A 17,187-nucleotide genomic window follows, 5' to 3' on the forward strand; every position below is an offset into this window, starting at 1 on the left:
CGCCGCTCAGGTCAACCGGGCGACGACCGAAAAGCGCAGGCCGTCGGCGCGGGCGAGGTAGGTGGGGTTCTCCTTGCGCTCGTTGGAGTGGAACACCCCGCCCCGGGCGCTCTCGTAGCGCACCGGCGTGCGCGGGCCGCGCTGGCGCATGTTCGCGAGCGCGGCGAAGAAGCTCAGCCCCTCGTACATCGATTGCCCGAGCGAATTCAGCGCCGGGGCGACGTCGTGGTGGAGTGAGTGGTAGCGCTCGCGGAAGGACTGGTTGCGCTCGGTCTCGAGCCCGGCGAAGTAGGCGGCGGAGACGAAGAGGCGCTCGGTGTGCTCGGCCCCCGTCGCCATCAGCACGTTCTCCTCGACGGCGGTGGAGAAGCGGAACATGCGCCGGTGCAGGTCGTGCGCGCCGAAGGCGCGGTTGAACTCGACCGAATCCTGCCCGACGAGGGACATGAGCACGATGTCGGGCTTCGTCGCGACGATCCGCTCGACGAGCCAGCCGGGCTCCTCCAGCCCGAAGGGCACGTAGCCCTCGAAGGTCACGGTGCCGCCGGCCTGCGCGATGCAGCGCTTGGCGAGCGCGTTCGACGCGCGGGGCCAGACGTAGTCGTTGCCGACGAGCGCCCAGCGGCGCACCCGCAGCCGCTCCGTCAGGTGGCGGATCGCCGGGACCAGCTGGTCGCGCGGCGTCTCGCCGATGGTGAAGACGTTGGGCGTGCGCTCGTTGCCCTCGAAGAGCGGGGTGTAGACGTGCGGCACGCGCCCGGCCACGAGGTGGTTGAGGCGCCGGCGCACGGAGCTGACGCTCATGCCGACGATGCCGCAGATCGCTTCCGCGCCGATCAGCTCTTCGAGTTCGGCCTCGAGCGAGTCCGTCGCGGCCACGTCGGAATCGAGGAAGATCGTCTCCACCGGCAGGCCGCGTATCCCGCCGCGCCGGTTGATCTCGGCGGCCGCGAGCTGCGTGCAGGAGATGCAGGAAGGACCCCAGATTCCGGCGGAGCCGTTCATGGGCACGAGGACGGCGACGCGACAGGTCCGCTCCCCGCCGAGCCGGAGCGCCTCGTGGTCGATCGTCGGTCGGGCGAGCCCGTGCGTACGCGAGCCCCTCAGAAGGATGCCTTCCGGCACGCCGAACCCCCTGTCGCGATGGGCACTTCATTTTCCGGGTAAAATAGAATAGGACGGGCGCGGAAGCAAATCGCGATTGGCCGCCGGCGCGCGGCCGAGCAGCACCGAAGAGACACGTCCCGTTGAGCAGCCCCTCGATCCGCAGCCATCTGAGCTACCACCTGGCGCGTGCGCACCGGCAGCTGCACGCGGATCTCGAGGCCCGCCTGCAGAAGGAGGGCGCGAGCGTCGAGCAGTGGCGGGTGCTCGAGGTCCTGGCCGATCGTCAGGGCCGCGCCATGGGCGAGCTGGCGGAGGAGGTTCTGATGAACCACCCCGCGCTGACGAAGCTCGCGGACAGGATGGTCGCGAGCGGCCTCGTGCATCGCGTCGCCGATCCGCAGGACCAGCGCCGGGTGCTGCTCCACGCGACCGCCCGCGGCGCGGCGATGCAGGCGCGGCTGCGCCGCCTCGTCGCCGAGCACGACCGGCACGTCGAGCGGCTGTTCGGCGCCTCCAAGACCGCGGCGCTCAAGGCGCTGCTGGAAGATCTCGCGGAAGGCCCGCGCGTCCTGCAGGAGCCGTGAGCGCGGCGGCGAATCGCGCGGCCTCCTCCCGCTTCGTCCCGCCTCCGCCCGGGGCCGTCCCCGCCAGCACGCGCGACGACGCGTGAGCGACGATCCGCGCGCGAGAGATCGCGCTCACCATTCGGTGGCAACGCAACTTCCCGTTTGACAGCTTGGCCATTCTCGGTATTATTTTCCAAATCAAGCAAATTCGCCCGGCTCCGAGGCCGGGCGCGCGGCGTGAACGAGGAGGCTTCGCCATGCGACAGGGCTTCGAGAGGTCGGTCCCCTACGTGCGGAACGCATCCGCCAATCCCTGGCTGCCGGACTTCCCAAACCCGCCGGACATGCGCTTCAACTACTTCAAGCTGCTCAACGATTCCTGGGCCTCGGGCCAGCCGGTCGCCCGCGCCCCGTCGGCCAAGTCCGTGGCGGTGGTCGGCGCCGGCGCCGCCGGCATGACGGTCGCACGCGAGCTGTGGCGCTCGGGCTACCAGGTGCGCATCTTCGAGGCGACGAACCGGCTCGGCGGGCGCCTCTACACCGAGCGCAAGACCTACGGCACCACCGCCTACGAGCTCGGCGCCATGCGCATGCCGTTCTTCAACGACGTCAAGGGCGGCGAGCCGCCGGGCAGCTCGACGAACTGCCTGCTCGCCTACTTCCTCAACCAGGACCAGCGCTGGTCCGGCAACCCGAACCCGACCTTCGCCAACCTCTCGGACTTCCCCAATCCCGGGCAGACCAGGGGCGGCACCGGCATCTACATGAACAACGGGCTCGGGCCCAACGACGTCTACGACCAGCCGACGATGATCGACTGGCCGGACGGCGGCCAGCCCGACAACCCGGACCTGCAGGAGGTCGCGCGCAAGGTCGATGCGCTCATCGACCTGTTCACCGCGATCGTCGCGCCGGTCTACGCGCAGGACGGGCCGGCGTGGGACACGCTCTGGCAGCAGATCGCCAACAACTACGACAAGATGTCCTTCTCGGACCTCGTCTTCACCGACGCGATCACGCCGTCGCAATACGCCGGCGACGGCTGGTTCGGCGGCTTCGGCATGACGCCCTACGAATCGGATCTGTTCTACACGATCGGCTCCGGCGACGGCTCCTGGGGCGCGTTCTACGCGATCAGCGCCATGTGGTTCATCCGCTGCGTGATGTTCGGCTACAGCTCCGACCTGCAGACCGTGAGCGGGCTGAACAATGCCTATGCCCTGCCGATGTACAACTCGACCCCGTTCGACACCAACGGCACGCCGCTCGAGGCCCCGTTCTATCGCGGCATCCAGTCGCTCGTGGAGATGCTGTTCTACCTGCGCGCGCCCGGCAGCACCCGCTCGCTCTACTCGGCCGCGCGGGACGGGAACGACATGTCCGCGGCGTTCTTCGTCAACACGTCGGTCTCGGCGCTCGAGCGCAACACGGACGGGACGATCTCGGTGTACGTCGACACGCGCACGACGCCCGCGCTCGTCGCCGACTACGTGGTGATCACCTCCCCGATCTGGGCGACGCAGCTCTCCATCGACTTCCGGGGCTTCGACACCACGACGATGCTGCCCTGGCAGGTGCCCGAGGCGCTCCACCAGCAGCACCTCATCGCCAGCGCGAAGGTGTTCTATCCCCTCTACAAGGCCTACTGGAACGAGGGCTCGAAGATCCCGCAGCTGATCGTCACCGACACCTTCGTCCAGGATGCTTATTCGGTGCAGTGGAGCACCGACAACAACGATGCGGCAATCCTCGCCAGCTACACGTGGGAGGACGACGCGCTCAAGGTCCTCGCGGACACGAACGACACGATCCTCGGCGCGAAGGTCCTGGCCGAGCTCGACCGGATCACGCAATCGACGCTGGGCGAGAGCATCCTCAAGTGGGTCGACACGCGGCAGGCGCCGACGGTGATCCACTGGCTGCTGCAGCCGACCTATCGGGGCTGCGCCAAGCTCTACCGCCAGCGCGCCTGGGAGCAGTGCTACGATCTCCTGGCCTACAACCAGACCTACTCCTACGCCTCCAACTTGTACTTCGCAGGCGAATCCTACGGCGTCGAGGGCGGCTGGACGGAGCCGGCGCTGCGCACCGCGCTCGATGCGGTGATCCACCTCGTCTACAACTCGGGCGGCACGTTCAACAACGGCTTCACCTTCAACGACTACCCGGGCTACGACACCACGTTCCAGCCCAGCGAGACCTATCCGCAGACGTCGGGCGCCGCTGCGCCGCGCGCGGCGGAGTGAGGCGGCCGTGGCGCTCGCCTCGCCCGCCCCGCTCGAGCCCGGCGTCGGGAGCGATCCCGCCGCCGGTTGCGCCATCCTCTACGTGCCGGAGGCCTACGAGGGCGACAAGGCGAACGTCGTCGGCCGCCAGTCCGCCGGCGCCGGCTTCCTCGACGCCCTCGCCCGCTATGGCGGCGCCGCGCACCTGTCCTGCCTCGCCGAGGACCCGCAGGTCTTCGAGGCCTTCCGGCGGCGCGTCTCCACGCATGCCGACGCCGCGCGCGCCCGCTGGGTCCGGCCCTTCGACGCCGCGGCGCTGGAGGAAGTCGGCAGCGTCTTCCTGCCCGGCCCGATCATCTCGGAGGGGGCGTGGATGCGCCGCTTCGTCGGCGAGCGGCGCTACAGCCTGTGCGGGATCACGCACTCGGTCGCGACGGAGCGGGTGATCCGCTCGATCCGCGACCTCGTCGTCGCGCCGACCCAGCCCTGGGACGCCCTGATCTGCACCTCGACCTGCGCGCAGCAGGCGATCCGCCACGTCCTCGACGGCTGGCGCGACTATCTCGGCGCCCGCGGCTTTCGCGTGCCGGACACGCCGGTGCGCTTCCCCGTGATCCCGCTCGGCGTGCATCTCGACCGCTTCGCCCGCACGGCCGAGCGCGAGGCGGCGGGGCGGAGCCTTCGCGCCGAGCTCGGGATCGCCGAGGACGCCGTGGTCGCTCTCGGCTTCGGACGCCTCGACCACCGCTCGAAGGCGCATCCCGTGCCGCTGTTTCGCGCGATCGAGCTGGCGGCGCGCCGTGCCGGAGAGGGGGCCGACCTGCACCTCGTCCTGGTGGGGCAGTTCGCCGACGAGGAAACCGAGCGGAACTTCCGCTCCGCGAGCCGTCTGTTCTGCCCCTCAGTCCCCGTTCACTGGCTCGACGGGCGCGAGACGCCGCGTGCCCACGCGAGCTGGGCCGCCGCAGACCTGTTCGTCTCGCTGCCCGACAACGTCCAGGAGACGTTCGGCCTCACCCCCGTCGAGGCGATGGCGGCGGGGCTGCCCTGCGTCGTCGCGGACTGGAACGGCTACCGCGAGACCGTCGTCGAAGGCGAGACGGGCTTTCGCGTGCCCACCCTGATGGCGCCGGCGGGGGCGGGGATCGACATGGCGGACGAGCACGCGCGCGCGAGCTTCGACCATTTCGCCCACATCGCCTTCGCGGCCCAGTGCATCGCGGTCGACGTCGATGCCGCGGCCCGGGCCATCGCGCGGCTCGCGGGGGACGTGCAGCTGCGCCGCACGATGGGCGCGGCCGGGCGGCGGCGGGCCGAGGACGTCTACGACTGGCGCCGCGTCGTGCGGCTCTACGAGGATCTCTGGGCGGAGCTCGCCGCCCTGCGCGCCGAGGCGCCCGTCCTGGGTGGGCGCGAGCCGGAGCGCACGACGGTGCACCCGGACTTCCCGGACCTGTTCGCCATGTTCGCGGGCCACCCCACCCGCGCGCTGACGCCCGAATCGCGGGTGAGCCTCGCCGATCCCGACCCGCGCTTCGCGCTGGCCCAGCTGCGCCGACTGCCGATCGCGGTGCTCGCCCGCCCGATCCTGCTCGACGACTTCCAGCTCGACCGTCTCGTGGCGCACCTGGAGGGCGCGGCGGCGACCGTCGAGGCGCTGCTCGAGACGCTGCCGCAGGGGAGCCGTGCGGCGGGGCTGCGCAGCCTCGCCTGGCTGGCGAAGTACGGCGTCGTCGCCGTCGGCGGGCCGCCGCAGGACGAAGTCCTCGGATGGTGAGCGGGGAGGGCGCGGCGCGGGTTGACGCGGGACCCGTCTCGGTTTGCTACCGCGTCGGCCGCTACCGCAGCCATCGCCGCGCCGGGGCGGAGGCGCGCGCCGCGCTCGCCGCCGCCGGGGTGCGCCTCGTCGCCGAGCCCGAGGCGGCGGACGTCGTCGTGCTGCACGACGAGCCGTGGTCCTATCCCACCTGGCTGCGGGCGCTGCCCGGCATCGCCGGCCGGCCGGTCGTCGGCTACGCCGTCTGGGAGCCCGACCGGTTGCCCGCGCAGATGCTGCGCTGGCTGGGGATGGTCGACGAGATCTGGACGGCCTCGCGCTTCTGCCGCGACATCCTCGCGTCGGCCGGGCGGCCTGTGCGGATCGTGCCGCACGTGGTGGCGCCGCCCGAGGCGAGCGCGAACGAGGCGGCGGCGCTGGCGCACCGTCTCGGCCTCGCGCCGGGTCGCTTCGTGTTCTATCTCGTCGCCCGGCTCGAGCCCCGAAAGAACGTCGAGGCCGCCATCGCCGCCTTCGCGTCCGCGTTCCCGGACGGCGAGCCCGCCTTGGTCGTCAAGACGCCGACGCCGCTGCCGCCCGCCCTCGCCGCCGTGCCCGGGGTCGTATCGTGGCACGGCCCGGCACGCGACGCCGAGATCGCGGCGCTGCATCGGCTCGGCGATTGCTGCGTCAGCGCCCACCGCGCCGAGGGCTGGGGCCTGTGCCTGAGCGACGCCATGGCCGCCGGAACGATCGTCGTCGCCACCGGCTACGGCGGCAACATGGACTACATGGACGACGGCTGCGCGCTGCCCGTGCCCTTCACGGGCGTCCCGATCGCGGACGTGCAGACCCGCGAGCGCTTCCGCTTCGCGCCCCACGAGCCGCCCGCGTCCTGGGCCGAGGTCGACACCGGCGCCCTCGCCGACACGCTGCGCGAGGTCCGCCGCCGCTTTCGCGACGACCCCCGCGCCTTCGAGGCGCTGCGCCGGCACGGGCGCGAGAGCGTGGCGCGCTTCTCGCCCGAGGCGGTCGGCGCGACGATGCGCGCGGCGATCGCGGAGCTGCTCGCCCGGCCCGGCGCACTCAGCGCTCGGTGAGCTTGAACTCGATGCGCCGGTTGCGCGCGAGGTCCTCCTCCGTCTCGCCCTCGGCGATCGGCTGGAACTCGCCGAAGCCGGCCGCCAGCAGGTGCTCGGAGGGCACGCCGGCCTCCTCGAGGTAGTTCACGACCGCGATCGCGCGCGCGGCGGAGAGATACCAGTTCGAGGGGAACTGCGCCGTGTTGATCGGGCGCACGTCGGTGTGGCCGTCCACCCGCAGCACCCACTCGATGTCCGGCGGGATCTCCTCGGCGAGCTCGAGGATCGCCTGTGCCATGGACTCGAGCTCGGGCTGCGGCCCGGCGCGCAGGGCCGACTGGCCCGGCGGGAACAGCACCTCGGACTGGAAGACGAAGCGGTCGCCGACGATGCGGATGTCGGGCCGCGTGCCGATGATCTGCCGCAGCCGGCCGAAGAAGTCCGAGCGGAAGCGCGCCAGCTCCTGGACGCGCTGGGCGAGCGCCACGTTGAGCCGAGAGCCCAGATCGGCGATGCGCGCCTGGCTCTCCCGGTCGCGCCGCTCGGAGGCCTCGAGCGCCGCCTCGAGCGCGCCGATCTGGCGGCGCAGCGCGGCGAGCTGCTGGTTGAGGAGGGCGACCTGGTCGAGGGCGCGGTCGGTCTCCTGCCGCTCGGCGTCGAGCTCGCGGGCGAGCGCGGACTCGCGCTCGCCGGCTCCGAGCCCCTCGGTGAGCAGCGCCTGGAGACGCGCCTGCTCCTCCTCGGTGGCGACGAGGGTCGATTGCAGCGCGGCGAGCTCGTCCTCGCTCTCCCGGCGCTGGGCGCGCTCGAGCGCGAGGAGGTCCGTCAGCTCGGCGATCTGGCGATTGAGCCGATCGAGCGCCGTGTCGCGCCCGGCGATCTCCTGGGTGAGGAAGAACTGGCCCAGCACGAAGATCGACAGGAGGAAGACGATGACGAGGAGCAGCGTGGAGAGCGCGTCGACGTAGCTCGGCCAGTAGTTCAGGCCGCGCTCGCGTCTCGTGCGGCGGGTCGCGAGCGCCATGGCGTCAGGCCTTCTCGCCGGCGATCCGCTCGAGGACCTGCTTGAGCTCCTTCTCGCGCTGGGCCTGCGCCTCCACCCAGTCGCGGATCATCTGCTGCTCGGCGCGCATGTGCTGCACGAGGCCCTGGATGCCCTCGGCCAGGTTCGCCATCGCCTGCGAGGTCTGGCGCCCGCCGCCGCCGCTCTCGACGACCTGCGAGAGCCGCGCGATCGCCGCGGCGAGCTCCGGCGGCACGCCCGCGGGGCCGGCCTTGGCGAGGCTCGGCGGGGGCGCGTCCTCGACCGCGTGGGCGGAGAGGTGATCCTCGAGCTCGGTGAAGAAGCGGTTCTGCGCCTGGCCCGCCTGCAGGTCGAGGAAGCCGACGACGAGCGAGGAGCCCAGCCCGAACAGCGAGGACGAGAAGGCGATGCCGATGCCCGTCAGCGGCGCGGCGAGGCTCGACTTCAGCTCGTCGAAGAGCACGGCGGCGTCACCGCCCGAGCGCAGCGCGGCGATGTTCTCGCCCACCGCCCCCACCGTCTCGATCAGGCCCCAGAACGTGCCGAGCAGGCCCAGCAGGATGAGGAGGCCCGCGAGGTAGCGCACGATCTCGCGGCTCTCGTCGAGGCGCGCCGCGACCGAATCGAGGAGCGAGCGCAGCGTCGCGACCGGGATGCCGATCGGCCCGCCGCCGTTGGCACGCGCGTTGACCACCTGCGCCACCGGCGCGAGCAGGACCGGGTGGCGCGTCGCGACGCTCTCGCCGGTCTCGAGGTCGACGGAGTTGACCCAGCGCGTCTCCCGGAAGAGGCGCACCACCTGCCGCACGGCCAGCACGATGCCGATGAGCAGCACGCCGACGATGATGCCGTTCAGCCCGGGATTGGCGAGGAACGCCTCCCAGATCGGCTCGTAGAGGATGAAGGCGAGGAAGCCCGCCAGCACCAGGAACACGCCCATGCGGATCAGGTAGATCCGCGGGGCGCTCAAGGGGGCGCTGGAGGATCGCTTGCTCGTCTGGATTCTGGACGCGGCCGCCATCGTGCTCCCACTCACCCCGTTCACGCATAGGTGACCACCCGAGGACGCCCCGTCAAGCCGAATGCGCGCCCGTGCGGGACTTCCGCGGGGGCGCCGCGGGCGTGCGTCTAGGCACGACGCGCCACGAGATAGACCCGCGGGTCCTTGCGCCCGGAACCGTGGCGCGCCCGCTCGACGATCTCGAAGCCGGCGGCACGCATCGCCGCCTCCAGATCCTCCGCCGTCACGAAGGCGACGGCGGACGGGGCCATGCGCACCAGCCGCATGGCCGGCACGACGAGGCGCAGGACCGGGTTCATCTCGCGCAGGCACGGCGTCTTCGAGATCAGGAGCCCGCCGGGCGCGAGCGCGTCGCGCAGGCGCGCCAGCGTCGCCGGCAGGTCGGCGACGAGGTGGAGCACGTTGAAGGCGAGCACCGCGTCGAAGCCGCCCTCCGGCGGGGCTGCGTATGCGGAGACGTCCTCCGCCCCGCCCACGACGAGGTCGAGGTTGGTGCAGCCCGCCGCGCGCGCCTTCTCCCGCGCGATGGCGATCATCGCCCCCGACACGTCGCTCGCGACGTAGCGCGCGACGCCGGGCGCCAGGCGCAACGCCGCCGTCCCGGTGCCGCAGCCGATCTCGAGCACATGGGCAGCGGCCGCGAGCCGCGCCGCGGTGGCCGCGAGCGTGCGCTCGAACCCTTCCGGGTCGCCGATCTTCGATCTGGCGTAGCGCGGCGCGATCCGGTCCCAGAACCGCGCGTCCGTCCTCACGGCGTGCATGACGATCCTCCTTCCTCGATCCCTGTCGTGTCGCGGCCCCGCTTAGCGGTCATGCACCTTCGTTGGGAATTGCGGAAATTCGGCGATCGCTCATACATTGGCGTATGGATGGGCTCGACTGGAACCTCGTGCGCGCCTTCCGCGCCACCGCGGAAGCCGGCTCGCTCTCCGCCGCAGCGCGGCGCATCGGGGCGACGCAGCCGACGCTGTCGCGCCAGGTGGCGGCGCTCGAGGCCATGCTCGGCGCGACGCTGTTCGATCGCGTCGGCAAGCGCCTCGTCCTCACCGACCTGGGCCGCGTGCTGCTCGAGCACGCGCGGGCGATGGGGACCGCGGCCGACGCGATGGCGCTCGCGGCGGCGGGCCGGGCGGCCGACGTCTCGGGCCGCGTGACGATCTCGGCGACCGACGCCGTGTGCGCGCATCTCCTGCCCGACGTCGTCGCGCGCCTGCGCCGCGAGGCGCCGCGGGTCACCCTCGTCCTCCTCGCCTCGAACGCGCTCTCCGACCTGCGCCGGCGCGAGGCCGACATCGCGGTGCGCCACGTGCGCCCGACCGAGCCCGAGCTGATCGGCCGGAAGGTCGGGGAGACGACCGCCCACTTCTACGCCGCCGAGGGCTGGATCGCCCGCAACGGCCGCCCGCGCACGTTGGCCGAGGTCCCGCCGGGCGAGATCCTCGGCTTCGAGCCGCTCGCGCGCTTCGTCGAGCACCTGGCGGCGCAGGGCCACGCGTGCGCCGAGGAGGACGTCCGCGTCGTCTCCGAGAACGCGGTCGTGATCTGGGAGCTCGTCCGCCGCGGGCTGGGTGTCGGCATCGTCCTCGAAGGCATCGCCGAGCGCCTCGGCGGCCTCGTACGCCTCTTCCCCGACACGCCCGGCACCCCGGTGCCGCTCTGGCTCGTGACGCATGGGGAGATGCGCACGAGCCGGCGGGTGCGGGTGGTGTTCGAGGCGCTGGCGGAGGGGTTGGGGGGTGGGTGAGGGGGGGTGGAGAGCGGTGGTGTCCGCTGTCCCGGGACGGGGGACGGGATTCGGCGGGCTCACCCCCGCAGGCTCGGGCCGGCGATGGCGTCGAGACGCTCACGCACTCCGCCGTCAATCCCCTTCGGTGGGGCCGGCGTCAGATCGAAGAGGATGCCGTGAGATGGCGCGCCCGACAGGATTCGAACCTGTGACCTTTGGAATCGGAATCCAACGCTCTATCCAGCTGAGCTACGGGCGCCTGCCGTGCGGTGTTGGTAGCCCAAAGGCGGCGGGGCGGCAAGGGGGATGACGCGGGGATCGCGCGCCGACATCTCCCCGCCACCGGTCCTCTCTCCCCGCGCTCCCGCCGCCCGCAAGCCCCTCCGTAACAATCGCTTACCGAATTTGAAGGCTGCCGTGCCACCCTGCGCTTGACGGCGCGCGCCGTGCGGGTGTTCTGGACCACCCCGGTCGGTCCGCGCCGCCGCACGACCGACCTCGGATCACGACCGGAGCACGCCCCCTTGCGCAAGCATTTCGGAACCGACGGCATCCGCGGCCGCGCCAACGTCACCATCACGCCCGAGCTCGCGCTCAGGGTCGGGCAGGCCGCCGGCCTCGCCTTCCGGCGGGGCGATCACCGCCACCGGGTCGTCATCGGCAAGGACACGCGGCTGTCCGGCTACATGATCGAGAACGCGCTCGTCGCCGGCTTCACCTCGGTGGGCATGGACACGCTCCTGCTCGGCCCGATGCCGACGCCGGCGGTGGCCATGCTCACACGCTCCATGCGCGCGGATCTCGGCGTGATGATCTCCGCCTCGCACAACCCGTTCGAGGACAACGGCATCAAGCTGTTCGGGCCGGACGGCTACAAGCTCTCCGACGGCGTCGAGCGCGAGATCGAGGCGCTGATCGACGGCGACCTGACGCGCCGGCTCGCGCCCTCCGCCGGGCTCGGGCGCGCCAAGCGCGTCGAGGGCGTGCACGCCCGCTACATCGAGTTCGCCAAGCGCACGCTGCCGCGCCTCCTCGACCTCGAGGGCCTGCGCATCGTGCTCGACTGCGCCAACGGCGCCGCCTACCGCGTCGCGCCCGAGGCCCTGTGGGAGCTCGGCGCCGAGGTCATCGCCATCGGCGTCGAGCCCAACGGGTTCAACATCAACCGCGACGTCGGCTCCACCGCGCCCGAGGCGCTCGTCCAGAAGGTGCGCGAGCTGCGCGCCGACGTCGGCATCGCGCTCGACGGCGACGCCGACCGGGTGATCGTCGTCGACGAGAAGGGCCGCGTCGTCGACGGCGACCAGCTGATGGCGGCGATCGCCCGCAGCTGGCACGAGGACGGGCGGCTCTCGCGCCCCGGCATCGTCGCGACCGTGATGTCGAACCTCGGCCTCGAGCGCTACCTGGAGAGCCTCGGCCTCTCGCTCGAGCGCACGGCGGTGGGCGATCGCTACGTGCTCGAGCGCATGCGCGAGGGCGGCTACAACCTCGGCGGCGAGCAGTCCGGCCACGTCATCCTCTCCGACTACGCCACGACGGGCGACGGCCTCATCGCGGCGCTGCAGCTGCTCGCGGTGGTCAAGCGCTCCGAGCGGCCGGTGTCGGAGGTCTGCCACTGCTTCGAGCCGCTGCCGCAGATCCTCAAGAACGTACGCTACGCCGGCGGGCGCCCGCTGGAGGACGTCGCCGTCGCCTCCGCCATCGAGGCGGCGCGCTCGCGGCTCGGCGACGGCGGGCGCCTCGTCATCCGCCCGTCCGGCACCGAGCCGGTGATTCGTGTCATGGCGGAGGGCGACGACCGCGCCCTCGTGCTCGAGGTGGTCGACGAGATCGCGCTCGCCGTGACCCGCGCGGCGGCCTGACGCCGCCGCGAGGCCGCCGTACGCCGTCCCGAGGGCACGCCGTGCTCGCCCCCCCTTCGCGGCCGGTGGGAGCGCGGCCACGCCACCGTCCGAAGCGATCGGCCCCGGCGGGGGACGGCGACCGGTCACGGAGGCTTAACCCTAACGCTTAAGGTTAAGCTGTGCTTAAGGAAATCCTGCAATCGTCCCCTTCGTGAGAGCCGCGGGCCGTTCGCCCGCCGCGACGAGAACGGGGACACCACGCCATGATTCGCCTCGAGCCGGCCCTCGTGGCCGCCCTCGCCGCCGTCGGCGGCGTCATCGCGACGAGCGCCAGCGCCGCCGACCTGCCCACCCTTCCGCCCGCACCCGTCCCCGTCGCCGTCGAGAGCTTCGCCGGCGGCTGGTACCTGCGCGGCGACATCGGCCTGTCGAACCAGCGCTCCGACGATCCGAAGAACCCGCTGCTCGATGCCGCCCAGCCCGCGGCCGCCGTCGAGACGCTGCAGTCCGACTTCTCCTCCGCGGGCTTCGTCGGCGTCGGCGCGGGTTATCGCTTCAATTCCTGGTTCCGTGCCGACGTGACCGGCGAGTACCGCGGACGCGCGCATTACCGCGGGCTCGACCGCGTCCGGTGGATCGGCGCGAACGGCTTCAACCAGACGAACGAGCTCTACTTCGACAAGACCGAGTGGGTCGGCCTCGTCAACGGCTACCTCGATCTCGGCACCTGGTACGGCGTGACGCCCTTCGTCGGCGCCGGCATCGGCTTCGCGCACGTGACGATCGACAACTTCCGCGACATCGGCACGATCTTCCCGAGCAACGTCTCCGCCTTCAGCAACAGCGTCACCTACGCCGACAAGGAGTCGCGGACGAACTTCGCCTGGGCGCTCTACGCCGGCCTGGGCTACGAGGTCTCGCCGAACCTGTCGCTCGAGCTCGGCTACCGCTACCTCGCCATGGGCGACGGCGGCACCGGCGAGACCTACCGCTTCGACGGCGTCAGCACGGTGCGCGACGAGTGGGAGATCGACGCGATCCACTCGCACGACCTGAAGCTCGGCATGCGCTGGAACCTGCAGGCTCCCGCCCGGGCCGTCCATCCCGCACCGCTCAGCCGCAGCTTCTGATCGACGAGGGAGATCCGCGCATGCCCGCCTCGACCGTGCCCGCGCTCCTGCTCATCGGCCGACGCCGCGTCGCGGCCGCCGTGGTCGCGAGCGCGCTCGCCGTGCCGGCGCTCGCGCCGGCCCACGCCGCGGACATGGGAGCCGCGGACGTGGGAGCCGCGGACATGGGGGACCTGCCGCCCCTGCCGGCGATCGAGCCGGCGCCGGCGGCGCCGGTCGGCTCCGGATGGTACCTGCGCGGAGACATCTTCCACGCCACGCTCCGGGATCCGGACGTCACCGCCACGAACGGCGCCGTCGCGGCCTTTCCGGGCGCGACGGTCGACGGCGGCGTCGGGTTCGGGCTCGGGGCGGGCTACAAGGCCAACTCCTGGCTTCGCTTCGACGTCACCGCGGATCACCGCGGCGGGCTCGACGCGGAGATCTTCTCCGGCACGCCCGTCGCCGGTGCGCGCGGGACGTCGACCTTCTCCTCGACAGCGCTGCTCGCCAACGCCTATCTCGACCTGGGCACCTGGCACGGCTTCACGCCCTATGTCGGTGCGGGCGTCGGCTGGGCCTGGAACAGCCTCGACGGGCTCACCGTCTCGGGCTGCCCGGCCCCGTGCGCGGTCGCCGGCGTTTCCCTCGCTGGGCTCGACCGCGCCCACGAGACGACGGGCAGCTTCGCCTACGCGCTCACGGCCGGCGTCTCGGTCGACGCGGGGCGCAGCCTCAGCCTCGACCTGAACTACCGCTACGTTCATCTGGGGGAGGCGGCGACCGGCTTCGTCGGCGGCACGCGCATCGCGGCCGACGCGCTCTCGGCGCACGAGGCCCGCATCGGCCTGCGCTGGAGCTTCGCCGAGCCCGCGCCGGAGACGCCCCACGACTCCCCGCTCTCGCGCGCGTTCTGAGGCGTGGCGGCAACCAAGCATTAACGTTACCGGAAGACTATCGTCGTCGAGAGTGAGACCCGCCATAGGGCTTCCGAAGGGGATTCCTCGCCATGCGTACGTCCATCGCGGTCGCCTTCGCCACCGCCGTCACCCTCCTCCCGGGCGTCGCCGGCGCCGTCGACCTCGGCCCCCTGCGCGGCGCGCAGGGTTTCGGCGTGACACCCGTAACGACTTGGCAGGGCGGCTATTTCGGCCTCACCGCCGGCTACGGGCAGATGAGCTCCGACGCGACGGGCGTCTTCGCGGAGCCGATCTCGCGGCATCTGCGCGACACGGTGATCGAAAACGAGATGCGGGTCTCGACCTTCATCCAGCCGGTCGTCCGCGACTCCAAGGAGGCGGTGTACGGCGCCTTCGCCGGATACAATTTCCAGTTCTCAGAAGCCGTGCTCGGCATCGAGCTGGACTTCGCGCGCGGCGAGCATCGGGTCTCCGGCTCGGATACGCTCGGCCGCTCGCGGCAGCTGAGCAACGGCTTCCTCGGGAACGCCGTCGCCAGCGGGACCTTCGACCTCGCGCTCGACAACGTCGTCACGCTGCGCGCCCGCGCCGGCTACACGATCGGCGACTTCCTGCCCTTCATCACCGGTGGCGTGGCGCTCGCCCAGTACGAGCGCACCCGTCGGACCGATCTCGTCTATTCCGAGACGAACCACCAGACGCTGCCCAATCGCGGGCCGTTCGCCTGGAGCGAGACCTCCCCGAGCAGCGGCACCACCATCGGCCTGGCCGGCGGCGCCGGCATCGACGTGGCGCTGACCGAGAACATCTTCCTGCGCGGCGAATGGCAGTACGCCTTCTTCCCCGACGCCGGGGGGTCCGAGGTGTCGCTGAGCACCCTGCGCGGCGCCGCCGGCGTGAAGTTCTGACGTCGCCGCGGGGCCTCAGCCGCCGCGCGCCTCGAGGATCATCGCGCTCGCCTTCTCGGCGATCATGATGGTGGGCGAGTTGGTGTTGCCCGACGTGATCCGCGGCATCGCGGAGGCGTCGACGACCCGCAGGCCGGCGATCCCGTGCACGCGGAGCCGCGCGTCGAGCACCGCCGTCGGATCGGAGGCGAGCCCCATCTTCGCCGTGCCGACGGGGTGGAAGATCGTCGTGCCGATCTCGCCCGCGGCCCTCGCCAGCGCCTCGTCGCCGTCGAGGTCGGGCCCCGGCTTGAACTCCTGCGGCCGGAAGCGCGCGAGGGGCGGCTGCGCGACGATGCGCCGGGCGAGCCGGATCGAATCGGCTGCGACGCGGCGGTCCTCCTCCGTATCGAGGTAGTTGGGCTGGATCGCCGGCGGCGCGTGCGGGTCCGGGCTCGCGGCGTGGACCGAGCCTCGGCTCGTCGGGCGCAGGTTGCACACGCTCGCGGTGAAGGCCGCGAAGGGATGGGGCGCGTCGCCGAACTTGTCGAGCGACAGCGGCTGGAAGTGGAATTGCAGGTTGGGAGTCTCGTAGTCCGGCGAGGAGCGGGCGAAGGCGCCGAGCTGCGAGGGCGCCATGGTCAGCGGCCCGCGCCGGGAGAGCGCGTACTCGAGCCCCATCCAGGCGCGCCGCCAGAGCTTTCCGTAGTCCTCGTTCAAGGTGCGCACGCCCTCGACCTTGAAGATCGGCCGCAGCTGGAGATGGTCCTGGAGGTTCTCGCCGACGCCGGGCAGGTGCCGGCGCGTCTCGATGCCGAGTGCCTGCAGCCGCGCGCCGTCGCCGACGCCGGAGAGCTCCAGGATCTGCGGCGACTTCACCGCTCCCGCGCAGAGCACGACCTCGCCGGAGGCCTGCGCGGTGAACGTCTCGCCGCCGCGCGAGAGCACGACGCCGGCCGCGCGCCCGTCCTCGATCACGACGCGCTCGACGCTCACCCCCGTCTCGAGCCGCAGGTTCGGCCGCGAGAGGGCGGGCTTCAGGAAGCCGCGGGCGCTCGACCAGCGCCGGCCGCCCTTCTGGTTGACCTGGAAGTAGCCGACCCCGGAATTGTCGCCGCGGTTGAAGTCGTCGGTCGCCGGGATGCCGGCGGCGACGCAGGCGTCGATGACGGCGTCGAGCAGCGCCCAGCGAACGCGCGGATAATCGACGCGCCACTCGCCGCCCGCACCGTGATGCTCGTCCGGCCGCGCGTGGTCCTGGTGCTGGCGGAAGACGGGCCGCACGTCCTCCCAGCCCCAGCCCTCGAGGCCGAGCTGGCGCCAGCCGTCGTAGTCCTGCGCCTGGCCGCGCATGTAGATCATCGCGTTGATGGCGGACGAGCCGCCGATCACCTTGCCGCGGGGATAGGCGAGGCTGCGCCCGTTCAGCCCCGGCACCGGCTCGGTCCTGAGCATCCAGTCCGCGCGCGGGTTGCCGATGGCGAAGAGGTACCCCACGGGGATGTGGAACCAGATCCAGTCGTCCTTGCCCCCGGCCTCCAGCAGGAGGACGCGCACCGACGGATCGCGCGAGAGCCGGTTGGCGACGACGCAGCCGGCCGAGCCGGCGCCGACGACGACGTAGTCGTATGTCCCGAGATCCTGCACGGCCCCGCTCTCGCCAAATGGTCACGTTCGCGGCGGGACCCTAGCGCGCGCACGCGCCCGTGACGATGCGCATGTGCGCAAGCGCCGCTCGGGCGCGAGACGGTGGCGGAGGCGGGGCGCGTACCCGGAGAGATGCGGACGCGGTGGCGTGATGAGGGGGAAGCACGATGGGGGCCGCGCTGGAGAGCCATATCGGGGGAAGGCCGAAATACGGCCTGAGCGCGACGGCCATATTTCAGGCTCGCCAATATATGACCTGCAAGGGCGCCC

The 17,187-nt window shown here is 72.0% G+C and carries 14 protein-coding genes and 1 tRNA gene; 9 read left to right on the forward strand and 6 right to left on the reverse strand.

Annotated elements, in window-relative coordinates; genetic code table 11:
• Positions 1 to 6 precede the first annotated feature (6 nt).
• Positions 7 to 1,125, reverse strand: a complete 1,119-nt coding sequence (locus tag ACTZWW_RS01790) for a substrate-binding domain-containing protein (RefSeq protein ID WP_444779214.1) — start codon at positions 1,123 to 1,125, stop codon at positions 7 to 9.
• A gap of 122 nt (positions 1,126 to 1,247) precedes the next feature.
• On the opposite strand from ACTZWW_RS01790, the gene ACTZWW_RS01795 reads away from it, so the two are divergent.
• The 4 genes from ACTZWW_RS01795 (at position 1,248) to ACTZWW_RS01810 (ending at position 6,754) form a co-directional block, all read left to right on the forward strand.
• A complete protein-coding gene (locus tag ACTZWW_RS01795; protein ID WP_444779215.1) occupies positions 1,248 to 1,691 on the forward strand; it encodes a MarR family winged helix-turn-helix transcriptional regulator in 444 nt (147 codons plus the stop codon).
• Positions 1,692 to 1,930: 239 nt separating this feature from the next.
• The gene (locus tag ACTZWW_RS01800; RefSeq protein ID WP_444779216.1) at positions 1,931 to 3,919 is read left to right on the forward strand and encodes a flavin monoamine oxidase family protein; all 1,989 of its coding nucleotides are present in this window, start codon (positions 1,931 to 1,933) and stop codon (positions 3,917 to 3,919) included.
• A gap of 7 nt (positions 3,920 to 3,926) precedes the next feature.
• Positions 3,927 to 5,675, forward strand: a complete 1,749-nt coding sequence (locus ACTZWW_RS01805) for a glycosyltransferase family 4 protein (protein ID WP_444779217.1) — start codon at positions 3,927 to 3,929, stop codon at positions 5,673 to 5,675.
• Entirely contained in the window at positions 5,669 to 6,754 is a 1,086-nt protein-coding gene (locus ACTZWW_RS01810) for a glycosyltransferase family 4 protein (RefSeq protein WP_444779218.1), read from the forward strand. The genes ACTZWW_RS01805 and ACTZWW_RS01810 overlap by 7 nt, the downstream gene beginning before the upstream one ends.
• Here the strand turns inward: ACTZWW_RS01810 and ACTZWW_RS01815 are convergent.
• The 3 genes from ACTZWW_RS01815 to ACTZWW_RS01825 form a co-directional block, all read right to left on the reverse strand.
• A complete protein-coding gene (locus ACTZWW_RS01815; protein ID WP_444779219.1) occupies positions 6,741 to 7,760 on the reverse strand; it encodes a peptidoglycan -binding protein in 1,020 nt (339 codons plus the stop codon). The two genes, ACTZWW_RS01810 and ACTZWW_RS01815, sit on opposite strands and share 14 nt — an antisense overlap.
• 4 nt (positions 7,761 to 7,764) lie before the next feature.
• Positions 7,765 to 8,781, reverse strand: coding sequence for a flagellar motor protein MotA (locus tag ACTZWW_RS01820; RefSeq protein WP_444779220.1), 1,017 nt, complete (start codon positions 8,779 to 8,781; stop codon positions 7,765 to 7,767).
• A 107-nt stretch (positions 8,782 to 8,888) separates the two neighbouring features.
• A complete protein-coding gene (locus ACTZWW_RS01825; protein WP_444779221.1) occupies positions 8,889 to 9,542 on the reverse strand; it encodes a class I SAM-dependent methyltransferase in 654 nt (217 codons plus the stop codon).
• 104 nt (positions 9,543 to 9,646) lie between these two features.
• Between ACTZWW_RS01825 and ACTZWW_RS01830 the strand changes: the two genes are divergently transcribed.
• Positions 9,647 to 10,525 carry a LysR family transcriptional regulator gene (locus ACTZWW_RS01830; RefSeq protein ID WP_444779222.1) on the forward strand — a complete coding sequence of 293 codons (879 nt, stop codon included), beginning with the start codon at positions 9,647 to 9,649 and terminating at the stop codon, positions 10,523 to 10,525.
• Between the two features lie 164 nt (positions 10,526 to 10,689).
• On the opposite strand, the gene ACTZWW_RS01835 is transcribed toward ACTZWW_RS01830, so the two are convergent.
• A tRNA-Arg gene (locus ACTZWW_RS01835) sits at positions 10,690 to 10,766 on the reverse strand.
• Between the two features lie 265 nt (positions 10,767 to 11,031).
• Here ACTZWW_RS01835 and glmM point away from each other — a divergent pair.
• The 4 genes from glmM (at position 11,032) to ACTZWW_RS01855 (ending at position 15,291) form a co-directional block, all read left to right on the forward strand.
• On the forward strand, positions 11,032 to 12,372 hold the full coding sequence (glmM, locus tag ACTZWW_RS01840; protein ID WP_444779223.1) for a phosphoglucosamine mutase: 1,341 nt from the start codon (positions 11,032 to 11,034) through the stop codon (positions 12,370 to 12,372).
• A 245-nt stretch (positions 12,373 to 12,617) separates the two neighbouring features.
• The gene (locus ACTZWW_RS01845) at positions 12,618 to 13,484 is read left to right on the forward strand and encodes an outer membrane protein (RefSeq protein ID WP_444779224.1); all 867 of its coding nucleotides are present in this window, start codon (positions 12,618 to 12,620) and stop codon (positions 13,482 to 13,484) included.
• Positions 13,485 to 13,504: 20 nt separating this feature from the next.
• On the forward strand, positions 13,505 to 14,380 hold the full coding sequence (locus ACTZWW_RS01850) for an outer membrane protein (RefSeq protein ID WP_444779225.1): 876 nt from the start codon (positions 13,505 to 13,507) through the stop codon (positions 14,378 to 14,380).
• A gap of 92 nt (positions 14,381 to 14,472) precedes the next feature.
• On the forward strand, positions 14,473 to 15,291 hold the full coding sequence (locus ACTZWW_RS01855) for an outer membrane protein (RefSeq protein WP_444779226.1): 819 nt from the start codon (positions 14,473 to 14,475) through the stop codon (positions 15,289 to 15,291).
• Between the two features lie 15 nt (positions 15,292 to 15,306).
• On the opposite strand, the gene ACTZWW_RS01860 is transcribed toward ACTZWW_RS01855, so the two are convergent.
• Complete coding sequence (locus tag ACTZWW_RS01860) at positions 15,307 to 16,917, reverse strand: GMC family oxidoreductase (RefSeq protein WP_444779227.1); 1,611 nt, start codon at positions 16,915 to 16,917, stop codon at positions 15,307 to 15,309.
• Positions 16,918 to 17,187 lie beyond the last annotated feature (270 nt).

It is taken from the genome of Salinarimonas sp. NSM, from assembly GCF_052380005.1.
Classification (GTDB): Bacteria; Pseudomonadota; Alphaproteobacteria; order Rhizobiales; family Beijerinckiaceae; genus Salinarimonas.

What these genes read in the sequence shown, in the direction of transcription:
- ACTZWW_RS01810 (WP_444779218.1), top strand. Translation starts at nt 5,669, where the DNA reads ATGGTGAGCGGGGAGGGCGCGGCGCGGGTTGACGCGGGACCCGTCTCG.
- ACTZWW_RS01815 (WP_444779219.1), bottom strand. Translation starts at nt 7,760, where the DNA reads ATGGCGCTCGCGACCCGCCGCACGAGACGCGAGCGCGGCCTGAACTAC.
- ACTZWW_RS01850 (WP_444779225.1), top strand. Translation starts at nt 13,505, where the DNA reads ATGCCCGCCTCGACCGTGCCCGCGCTCCTGCTCATCGGCCGACGCCGC.
- ACTZWW_RS01800 (WP_444779216.1), top strand. Translation starts at nt 1,931, where the DNA reads ATGCGACAGGGCTTCGAGAGGTCGGTCCCCTACGTGCGGAACGCATCC.
- ACTZWW_RS01855 (WP_444779226.1), top strand. Translation starts at nt 14,473, where the DNA reads ATGCGTACGTCCATCGCGGTCGCCTTCGCCACCGCCGTCACCCTCCTC.
- ACTZWW_RS01820 (WP_444779220.1), bottom strand. Translation starts at nt 8,781, where the DNA reads ATGGCGGCCGCGTCCAGAATCCAGACGAGCAAGCGATCCTCCAGCGCC.
- ACTZWW_RS01825 (WP_444779221.1), bottom strand. Translation starts at nt 9,542, where the DNA reads ATGCACGCCGTGAGGACGGACGCGCGGTTCTGGGACCGGATCGCGCCG.
- ACTZWW_RS01845 (WP_444779224.1), top strand. Translation starts at nt 12,618, where the DNA reads ATGATTCGCCTCGAGCCGGCCCTCGTGGCCGCCCTCGCCGCCGTCGGC.
- ACTZWW_RS01830 (WP_444779222.1), top strand. Translation starts at nt 9,647, where the DNA reads ATGGATGGGCTCGACTGGAACCTCGTGCGCGCCTTCCGCGCCACCGCG.